2 protein-coding genes and 1 pseudogene are annotated in these 10,890 nt (G+C 71.9%); 2 read left to right on the top strand and 1 reads right to left on the bottom strand.

What is annotated here, in order from left to right; genetic code table 11:
- Both H343_RS0117675 and H343_RS0117670 read left to right on the top strand, forming a co-directional pair.
- Positions 1-6,978 (top strand): annotated as a pseudogene (locus H343_RS0117675) (SDR family NAD(P)-dependent oxidoreductase); the annotation flags it as partial.
- Between the two features lie 169 nt (positions 6,979-7,147).
- Positions 7,148-8,335, top strand: a complete 1,188-nt coding sequence (locus H343_RS0117670) for a cytochrome P450 (protein WP_028432249.1) — start codon at positions 7,148-7,150, stop codon at positions 8,333-8,335.
- Positions 8,336-8,826: 491 nt separating this feature from the next.
- Here the strand turns inward: H343_RS0117670 and H343_RS0117665 are convergent, their stop codons facing one another.
- Complete coding sequence (locus H343_RS0117665) at positions 8,827-10,701, bottom strand: FAD-dependent monooxygenase (protein WP_078505786.1); 1,875 nt, start codon at positions 10,699-10,701, stop codon at positions 8,827-8,829.
- Positions 10,702-10,890: the final 189 nt, after the last annotated feature.

The following is a 10,890-nucleotide window of genomic DNA, read 5'->3' as shown; positions in this document are numbered from 1 at the left end:
ATGCCGGACGAAGAGAAACTCGTTGAGTACCTGAAGTGGGTCACCGCCGATCTGCACAAGACCCGCCAGCGCCTGGACGAGGTGGAATCGGGCCGGCACGAACCCGTGGCGGTCGTCGGCATGGCATGCCGGTTCCCCGGCGGGGTGCGTTCCCCGGAGGATCTGTGGGAGCTGGTCGCCTCCGGCGGCGACGCGATCGGCCCGTTCCCCGCCGACCGCGGCTGGGACCTGGGCACCCTCGCCGGTGACAGCAGGGGACACAGCGCCACGCTCCAGGGCGGGTTCATCGACGGCGCGGGCGACTTCGACCCCGCCTTCTTCGGCATCTCGCCCCGCGAGGCGCTGGCGATGGACCCGCAGCAGCGGCTGCTGCTGGAGACCTCGTGGGAGGCGGTCGAACGGGGCGGGATCGACCCGGTCTCCCTGCGCGGCAGCAAGACCGGGGTGTTCGTCGGCACGAACGGGCAGGACTACGGCCACGTGCTCATGGCCTCCCAGGAGGACGTGGAGGGCCACGCGGGCTCGGGCACCGCCGCCAGCGTCATCTCGGGCAGGATCTCCTACGCCCTCGGGCTCCAGGGCCCGGCCGTCACCGTCGACACGGCGTGCTCGTCGTCGCTGGTGGCGCTGCACCTGGCGGCGCAGGCGCTGCGCGGAGGAGAGTGCACGCTGGCACTGGCGAGCGGGGCCACGGTGATGGCCACCGCCTCCAACTTCGCCGGCTTCACACGGCAGGGGGGCCTGGCGGCGGACGGCCGGTGCCGGGCGTTCTCGGACGACGCGGACGGTACGGGCTGGTCCGAGGGCGTCGGCGTGCTGCTCGTCGAACGCCTCTCCGACGCGCAGCGCAACGGCCACCGGATCCTGGCCGTGGTGCGCGGCAGCGCCGTCAACCAGGACGGCGCCTCCAACGGGCTGACCGCCCCCAACGGGCCCTCGCAGCGCGAGGTCATCCGGGCCGCCCTGGCCGGGGCGGGGCTCTCCGCGTCCGACGTGGACGCGGTGGAGGCGCACGGCACCGGAACCACCCTGGGCGACCCGATCGAGGCGCAGGCACTGCTTGCGACGTACGGACAGGACCGGAAGACGCCGCTGCGGCTGGGAGCCGTCAAGTCGAACCTCGGGCACACCCAGGCCGCCGCCGGTGTCGCCGGTGTCATCAAGATGGTGCAGGCGCTGCGGCACGAGACGCTGCCGCCGACGCTGCACGTCAACGCGCCGTCGTCACACGTCGACTGGGATGCCGGCGCTGTCGAACTGCTGACCGGGCCCGTCGGGTGGCCGCGCACCGAGCGGCCCCGCTGCGCGGGCGTGTCCTCCTTCGGGATCAGCGGCACCAACGCCCACATCATCCTCGAACAGGCCCCCGACGCCGAGGAGGAGACCGAATCCCGCGGCACGTACTCCGGGCCGGTGCCGCTGGTGGTCTCCGGCAGGAACGCGGCCGCGCTGGACGCCCAGGTGGAGCGTGTCCGGGACGCGGTCGGGCGCCGCGAACACCCTGCCGTCGATGTCGGGTTCTCGCTGGCCACCGCGCGTTCGGTCTTCGAGCACCGTGCCGTGCTGCTGGCGACGGACGACGGCGTACGGGAGCTGGCCCGCGGCGTGGCGGGCCGGCGGTGCAGCGCCGTGCTGTTCTCCGGCCAGGGTGCCCAACGGCTCGGCATGGGACGGGAGCTCTACGACCGCTTCCCGGCGTTCGCCGAGGCGTTCGACGGCGTCGTGGCCCATCTGGACATGCCGCTGCGTGAGGTGATGTGGGGCAAGGACGAGGAGGAGCTGAACCGTACGGGGTTCGCCCAGCCCGCCCTGTTCGCTCTGGAGGTCGCACTGTTCCGGCTCACCGAGTCCCTGGGATTCACCCCGGACTTCGTGGGCGGGCACTCGATCGGTGAGGTGGCGGCCGCGCATGTGGCGGGCGTGCTCTCGCTTGAGGACGCGTGCGCGCTGGTCTCCGCGCGGGCGCGGCTGATGCAGGCGCTGCCCGAGGGCGGCGCGATGATCGCCGTCGAGGCCGGTGAGGACGAGGTCACACCCCGGCTGACCGCTCAGGTCTCCCTCGCCGCGGTCAACGGGCCCCGCTCACTGGTGATCGCCGGAGACGAGGACGCCGCACTGGAGATCGCCGCCGGGTTCGAGACCGAAGGCCGCAAGACCTCGCGTCTGCGGGTGTCGCACGCGTTCCACTCGCCGTCGATGGACCCGATGCTGGAGGACTTCCGCGCGGTGGTGGAGGGGCTGACCTTCTCCGAGCCGTTGATCCCGGTCGTCTCGAACCTCTCGGGCGCGGTGGCATCGGGCGAGGAACTGCGCACGCCCGGGTACTGGGTCCGTCATGTGCGGGAGCCCGTCCGATTCGCCGACGGCATCCGTGCGTTGGCGGACGAAGGCGTCACCGACTTCGTGGAGTTCGGCCCCGACGGTGTGCTCTCCGCGATGACACAGGAGTGCCTGGAAGCGCCGGAACAGTCCGGCGGCTCCGGTCCGGCGGTGGCCACCGTGCCCACGCTGCGGCGCGGGGCAGATGAACGGGCCGCCGTGGCCGCGGCGTTGGCACGCCTGCACGTGGCGGGTCCGCGGGTCTCCTGGGCGCAGTGGTTCACCGGGTGCGACGCGCGGCCTGTGGATGTGCCGACGTACGCCTTCCAGCGCGAGCGGTTCTGGCCGTCCGGGCGGGTCGCCGGCCCGGCAGGGAACGTCGCCGGGCTCGGCCTGGCACCGGCCGATCATCCGCTGCTGGGCGCGGCGCTGTCGGTGGCGGGCTCCGACGAGACCGTGCTGACAGGGCAGTTGTCGCTGGCGGCTCTCCCGTGGCTGGGCGATCACGTGGTGGGGGGCGTGGTCTTCTTCCCCGGCACGGGGTTCCTGGAGCTGGCCGTCCGTGCGGGGGACGTCGTGGGCTGTGAGCAGGTGGAGGAGCTGACACTTCTCTCGCCGCTCGTGCTGGCGGAGCGGGAAGCCGTGGACGTGCAGGTGCGGGTCGGCGCCGCCGACGGCACGGGCCGCCGCGGGTTGAGCGTGCACGCGCGTGCGGCGGGCGCGGCACAGGCGCCGTGGGTGACGCACGCGGAGGGGACGCTGTCCTCCGGCGTCCGGGCGGGGGAGCCGGGTGCGCAGGCGTGGCCTCCCGCAGGCGCGGAGGAGATCGGACTCGAGGGCTTCTACCCCCGCTTGGCCGACGAGAGCGCGCTGGTGTACGGACCGCTCTTCCGCGGACTGCGGGGCGTGTGGAGGGACGGCGGCCACGTCTTCGTGGAGGCCGGACTGCCCGAAGACGCCGAAGGGGCAGAGCAGGCGGCCGGATTCGGACTGCATCCGGCGTTGCTGGACGCGGTGCTGCACGGCATCGAGTTCGTCGAAGGGGCAGCTCAGGGCCTGCCGTTCGAGTGGTCGGGCGTCTCGTTGCACGCGACGGGCGCGGCGGCGGTCCGGGCTCGGCTGACGCGCACGGACTCCGGCGCCGTTTCCGTGGCCGTCTTCGACACCGAGGGCCAGCCGGTGATCTCGGTGGACTCGCTGACGCTGCGCGCCCCCGCGGCCGGTCGCGGCGCTGCCGCTCTCGCCGGGGGCGACGGCGTGCCCGAGTCGCTGTTCCGGGTGGAGTGGGTTCCGGTCGGGGACCTCTCCGCGTACGACGGCGCACCGTTGCGGACACTGACGGGCGATTCGCTGGCGGACGCGTTCGGTGCGGACGGTGCCGTGCCCGAGGCCCTGGCAGTCCCGGTGGACCCGGGCACCCCGGGATCCACGGCGGCGCACGCCGAAACGGCGCGCGTACTGAAGCTGTTGCAGGAAGCGGTGGACGACGAGCGCTTCTCCCGTCTTCGGCTGGTGTTCGCCTCGCGTGGCGCGGTGGCCGTCGCGGACGAGGCGGTCTCGGACGTGGCAGCCGCGTCGGTGTGGGGACTGGTGCGGTCGGCGCAGGCGGAGCACCCGGGACGCTTCCTGCTGGTGGACGCCGACCCGCAGCTCCCGGGCCGCCCGGGTGAGGTGCCCTCGGGCGTACTGGAGGCGGACGAACAGCAGTTGGCGGTGCGTGCCGGAAGCGCGTTCGCGGGACGTGTGGTGCGGCTGGGCTCCGGAGGGCTGAGTGTCCCGCCCCCGGGTACGCCGTGGCGGCTGGCCGTCCGTGCCTCCGGAAGTGTGGACGGCCTGGGGTTCGAGGTTCTCCCGGAGGCGCTGGAGCCGCTTTCGGGGCGACAGGTCCGGCTGTCGGTACGGGCAGCCGGTCTGAACTTCCGCGACGTGCTGAACGTGCTCGGTATGTACCCCGGTGAGGCGGGAGCACTGGGCGCGGAGGCGGCGGGCGTGGTCGTGGAGACCGGGCCGGAGGTGTCGGGTCTGCGTGTGGGGGACCGGGTGCTGGGGATGGTGCCGGGCGCCATGGGCCCGGTGGGAGTGGTCGACGAACGGTATCTGGCGCGAGTGCCGGAAGGCTGGTCGTGGAGCGAGGCGGCATCGGTGCCCCTGGTGTTCCTGACGGCGTACCACGCGCTGGTGGACCTGGCGGACCTGCGCGCGGGCGAACGGGTGCTGGTGCACGCAGGTGCGGGCGGCGTCGGCATGGCGGCCGTACAGCTTGCCCGCCACCTCGGCGCGGAGGTCTTCGCCACGGCGAGCGAGAGCAAATGGGAGGCCGTGCGGGCGCTGGGAGTGCCTGGGGACCACATCGCCTCCTCGCGGACGACGGAGTTCGAGGAGCGCTTCCGTGAGGTCTCCGGCGGCGCGGGCGTGGACGTGGTGCTGAACGCGCTCACGGGTGACTTCGTGGACGCGTCGCTGCGGCTGCTGGGGGAGGGCGGCCGGTTCCTGGAGATGGGGAAGACGGACGTGCGCGACCCGTCGGCCCTTCCCGGTGTCGAGTACCAGGCGTTCGATCTGGGATGGGTGGAGCCGGACCGGATCGGCCGGATGCTGGAGGAGGTGCTGGAACTCTTCGGGCAGGGGGACCTGGCGCTGCTTCCGGTGCGTTCGTGGGATGTGCGGCGCGCGGGAGAGGCGTTCCGGCTGATGAGCCGGGCCGAGCACGTGGGGAAGATCGTTCTGGAGGTCCCCGCCGGTTGGGCCGGCGCGCGTGGCACGGTGCTGGTGACGGGCGGCACGGGCGGTCTGGGTGCCGTGGTCGCGCGGCATCTGGTGGCGGAGCACGGCGTGCGGGACGTGCTGCTGACCTCTCGTCGGGGCCCGGAGGCGGAAGGCGCCGGGGAGCTGCGGGAGGAACTGGCGGCGCTGGGAGCCTCGGTCTCGGTGGCGGCGTGTGACGTGGCCGACCGGGACGCGCTGGCCGCCCTGCTGGACGGGCGCGACCTGTCGGCGGTGGTGCACACGGCGGGTGTGCTGGACGACGGGGTGATCGGCTCGCTGACTCCGGAGCGTCTGGGGACGGTGCTGCGCCCGAAGGCGGACGGAGCGTGGAACCTGCACGAGCTGACACGGGAGTCGGAGCTGTCGGCGTTCGTGCTGTTCTCGTCGGTCTCGGGCGTGCTGGGGGCCGCGGGGCAGGGGAACTACGCGGCGGGGAACTCCTTCCTGGACGCCCTGGCCTCGCACCGGCGGGGGCTGGGACTGCCGGGGGTCTCGCTGGCGTGGGGTGCCTGGACTCCCGGCACCGGCATGACCAGCGGACTGGACGAAGCGGCGATGGAGCGCATGCGGCGTTCGCTGATGCCGCCTCTGAGCGTCGAGGACGGCCTGAGGCTTTTCGACGCCGCCACCGGCGCGGACGAACCCCTGGTCATCCCCGCCCACATCAACATCGCCGGCGCCGCGGGCGGTGCCGGCGGCCAGGCCGGTTCCGTGCCGCCCCTCCTGCGGTCCCTCCTGCCCACCCAGCGTCCCACTGCCGCCGCCGGAGCCAGGCCGTCCGCCGATACGGTCCGGGACCGTCTGCGTGAGAGCGATCCCGCCGAGCAGGAGCAGATCCTGTGCGAACTGGTCGTCAAGAGCGCCTCGGCCCTGCTCGGTCACACGGACTCCGGCGCGGTCGATCCCGAACGGGACTTCCTGGAGATGGGCTTCGACTCACTCATCGCCGTCGAACTGCGCAACCAGCTGTCGGAACTGCTCGACATGCGACTGCCCAGCTCGATGGTCTTCGACAACGGGACACCCGCAAAGCTCGCCCGTTCGCTGCGTGACGAGCTCACCCGGACCGGCGCTGCCGGGACGGGCCCCTCCGTGACGGGTGAGGTCGCCCCGGAGGACACGGTGCACGGGTTGTTCATGAACGCCGTGAACTCCGGCAACGCGCTCAAGGGACTGCGGATGCTGACGGCGGTGGCAGGGCTGCGGCCCATGTTCGACAACCCGGCCGAGCTGGAGGAACTCCCCGCCCCCACCACGCTCGCGGAGGGCCCGCAGAACCCGAGGCTGATCTGCGTCAGCGCCCCCGGCGCGAGTGCCGGTGTGCATCTGTACTCGCGTCTGGCGGCGCACATGCGCGGAACACGCCATGTCTCGGCGCTTCCCCTGATGGGGTTCGCCCACGGCGAGAGTCTTCCGGCGACGTCCGAGGCCGCGGCCCGCGTCGTGGCGGAGAGCGTCGTGCACGCCTCCGACGGCGAGCCGTTCGTGCTGGCCGGACACTCCTCTGGCGGCACAGTGGCCTTCTTCGCGGCCGCCGTCCTGGAAGAGACCTGGGGCATCAGGCCCGAGGCCGTCATCATGCTGGACACCCTGAGCCTGCGTTACGAGGGCAGCGAGGACATCAACTTCGTCGAGGTCTCCGACAGTTACTTCAACACCATGGACTCACCGGCCGTGAGCATGAACAGCGCACGCCTGTCGGCCATGGCCCACTGGTTCCTCAAGGTCACCGAAATGGATCAGGAACCCAAGGCACCCAAACTCCTCATCCGGTGCGGGCGCGACGTCGAGGGAGTCGACTTCGAGACGGCGTCCTCGGTGCCGGTGGCCGTGCCGGCGGACGACGTCCGTGTGATCCCCACCGACCACATGGCCATGGTCAAGGAGGACTCCCACCTGACGGCCCAGGTGATCGAGGAATGGCTCGGGACCCTGCCGGCCCTCGGGACGTGACGGTGGAGGTGGCTGCCGTCACGAGCCCCGCGGCCTGCGTGACGGCAGCTCCCAGGACCTTGTCCGCACGTCGTCGTGACGGCGGCACCCAAGACAGAGAGGTATCAGCATGACCACTTCGACCGATCCGCCGCTCCTGCCCTTCGGCCAGCCCGCCATCCTGACGTTCAGCCAGCTGCGGCTGGACCTGCAGGCCACCGCGCCCGTCTGCCGGATCAGCACCCCCGCGGGCGACGAGGGCTGGCTCGTGACGCAGCACGCCGAGGTGAAGTCGCTCCTCCAGGACGAGAGGCTCGGCCGGACCCACCCCGATCCGCCGTCCGCACCGAGGTACCTGAAGGACCCGATGCTGGACATGCTGATCACCGACACCGACGCCGAAGCCGAGCGCAAACTGCACGAGCAGAAGCGCATGCTGTACACGGCCAGCTTCGCGGCGCGGCGGATGCTCGCACAGCAGCCGAGGGTCCAGAAGATCGCCGACGCCACGCTCGACGCGATCGAGGCCAAAGGGCCGCCGGCCGACCTGCACACGGAGTTCTCCGCACGCTTCGCCCGCCAGTCCCTCGGCGACATCCTCGGCGTGCCCCTCAGTGAACTGACCACGCTCCTGGACCGCATGGAGTACGTCGGCACCGTGGACGAGGAAACCGGCCAGGAACGCGGCATGGACAGCGTCTTCTCCTTCACCGCCGAGCTGTCCCGCCAGAAGCGGGAGCAGCCCGGTGACGACGTGATGTCGCACTTCGCCGAGGCCGGGATGACCGACGACGAAGTCGGCATGCACGTCACGATGCTGCTCTTCACCGGACTCTCCGGCACCGCGGCCCATCTGGACTTCGGGACCCTGCTGTTCCTTCGGAACCCCGAAGAGCGAGAGAAGGCCATGCGCGACCCGGAGATCATGGCCCGCGGCGTGGAGGAGGTCCTGAGGGCCACCGTCGGCAGCCCGGTGCTACCGCGGTACGCCGTCGCGGACATCGACATCGGCGGCGTGACGATCCGCGAGGGCGACCTCGTCCTGCTCGACTTCTCCCTCGCCAACTTCGACCACCGCGTCTACGAGGCCCCGGACAAGTTCGACGTCTCGCGGTTCCCCAACCCCCAGATGTCCTTCGGCCACGGCATGCGGCACTGCACCGGTGCACCCCTGGTACGGATCCTGCTGAAGTCGGCGTTCACCACGCTCTTCGACCGGCTGCCCGGTATCCGGCTCGCGATACCGCAGGAGGATCTCAGGGCACATCCCGGAGGCCGTCTGGCCGGCGGCCTCGCCGAACTGCCCGTGAGCTGGTAGCCCGTAGGGGCACGGCGGGGAGGGAGACCCCATGACGGCTGTGCACGGGCCCCCTGCCGTACGGGCCCGGAGGGCGTTCCGGGCCCGTACGACGCGCACGGCCGCGCCGCCCGGCTGAGAGCTCTGCGGGAGAGGTACTGAGAGGACCGCACGAGCGTGCGGCCCGGGGCCATCGGGAGCGGGGCAAACCGACCGCGCGTGAAGGCACCGGCCTGCGGCTCGATCCCGGTTCCTTCCACGGGACCGGGCCGCTGCGGCGCCACCGCCGCGCCGGCGGATTCGGCACGGAGTACACACACCCCTGCCCGGACGGCGTCATCACCGGCTGGGGCGACGGCATGATCGACCCGCCCGGCCGAAGCCCGGTCCGCACCGACGGGCGCGCTCACGATGCTGCGCACCGAGTACGCGTCCCCGCCCGAACGCGGGCACGGCAACCCGCCCGTGTGACACGTCGCACCGCGGCGGCGGTGCGACGAGCGCGTGCCTCGTCAGCTCTGCTGAACCGGTGCCCGGCTGAGCACCCGTGTCAGAGCGTCGGTCAGCTCGGAGACGGGGTCCTCCGCCGGACCGTGCGACCGCCAGGCGACGAAGCGGTCCGGGCGGACCAGGACGGCGCCCTGAGGGCCGACGCCCCGTCGCGTGATCCAGGCGGAACGCGGGTCGAGGAAGTCCCCGTCGAGATGACCGATGCGCACCGCCTTGAGCGGAACCCCGAGCAGACTCGCGGCCTTCTCCGCGGCCGTCGTCCATTCGGCGTCCTCCTCGCCGGCGATGAGGAGGAAGCCGCCGGGCTCGAGCAGGTCCATGACCGGCAGCCGGGTCCCGCCGGCGTCCTCGAGCCACGCGTGCGGCAGCGGCGCGCCCGGCCGTGTGCCGGGCTGATAGATGCGGACGGGGTCGGGGTTCTCCGGCTCCGGGGTGCCGTCGCCGACGACGGCCGAGGAGACCTCGTAGGTGTAGCCGTAGTCGAGGTTGAGCGCGTCGAACTCCATCGACTGGCTGGCGATCGCCCGCCGCGCGGCCGCACGGAACTCCGCGTCCTCCTCTCGGCCGCTCCACAGGCGGCGCAGCGCGGCCCAGTTGGCGCCGGGATCGCTGCCGGGACCCATCCCCATGGTCTGAACCGCGACGAGATGGTTGATGGCGTTGTTCACGGCATGCTGCACATTGCGGCCCGCGATCCGCTTGCGCTCGTCCTCATAACTGTCGAGCAGAGTGTCACCCGCATGTCCGTACAGCACGGCGGCCAACTTCCATGCCAGGTTGTGGACGTCCTGCACCGCGGAGTTGAGACCGAACCCGCCCGTCGGGGGGTGCCGGTGCGCCGCGTCACCGAGAAGGAAGATCGGCCCGTGCCGGTAGCGGTCGGCGACCACGCCCTCCAGTCCCCAGCGGGTGATCCCGTGGATGTGCAGGTCGAGGTCTTCGAGACCGAGTGAGCCGCGCAGCTCGGCCACCACTGCCCCGTCGTCGAGTTCGGCGGTGGCGTCGTCGGTGTCGTTGAGGTGGATCACCCACTCCTCCGAGTCCGGACCCCAGCGCGTCGGCCCCATGGGTACGAGTGCGACACCGACCCCCGACTCGGGCAACCACAGCCACCGGACGAGCACTTCGGGATCGTGCAGCAGGTGCGACAGGTCGGCGGAGAGATGGATCGACACCATGCGGGCGATGTTCTCGGCACCCTCCACGCCGATTCCCAGGGAGGGGCCCACCAGCCGCCCCCCGTCACAGGCGAGCAGATACCGGCTGCGGACCCGGTATACGGTCCCGGCCTTCCTGTCGAGCACGGTCGTGGTCACGCCGTCCTCGGTCTGCTCGAAAGCGGTCACCTCATGGCTGAAGCGGACACGGCCCGGGGCGAGTTCCTCGGCACGCTCACGCAGCAGAGGCTCCAGCCGGATCTGAGGAAGGTTCGTCGGAGGGCAGGCGCTGGCGGTCGCCCACGCCGGATTCGTCCCGCCCGCGCCCCACGCCTCGATCTTCCCGCACAGCCGTCCGTACTCCTCCTGCGGGCCGCCGAGTCCCGCATACCACCCGGCGTGGGACATCTGCTCGGGAGGCGTACCACGTTCGTAGACCCGCTCCGCGAGGTTCACATCGCGCAGGATCTCCATCGTCCGCTGGTTGAGCACGTGCGCCTTGGGAAGTACGGAGGTGTCCTCGGACGCGCTGACGAGCCATGTCTCCACGCCGAGTTGGGACAGCAGCATCGACGCGGTCAGCCCCGCGCACCCCCCTCCCACGATCAGCACGGGCACGTCGAGGTCCGCGGCGGACGCCGCCGGGCCGCCGGACCCGGTGCCGCCGTCGGACGGGGTAGCCGTACCGTGACGGTCCGGGGGAGTGGCTGAGTCGGACACGGAGCCTCCTCGCGGTGTGACTGACGCGGCGAGCCTAGAACGCGGCGGGCTAGGTGAACGCTCAGTATCCGGCGCCGGCCGGCGGCTTCCGCCGCGAGGGCTGCGCGAGGGCCTACGGGATTTGTCAGACACCCCTTAGGGGTTTTCCGGTCCGTACTCCGGTGGACTGGACGGCGGCGCGTCCGGGCC

Source organism: Streptomyces sp. TAA204 (assembly GCF_000424965.1).
This window is presented reverse-complemented; position numbering and strand designations above follow the sequence as displayed.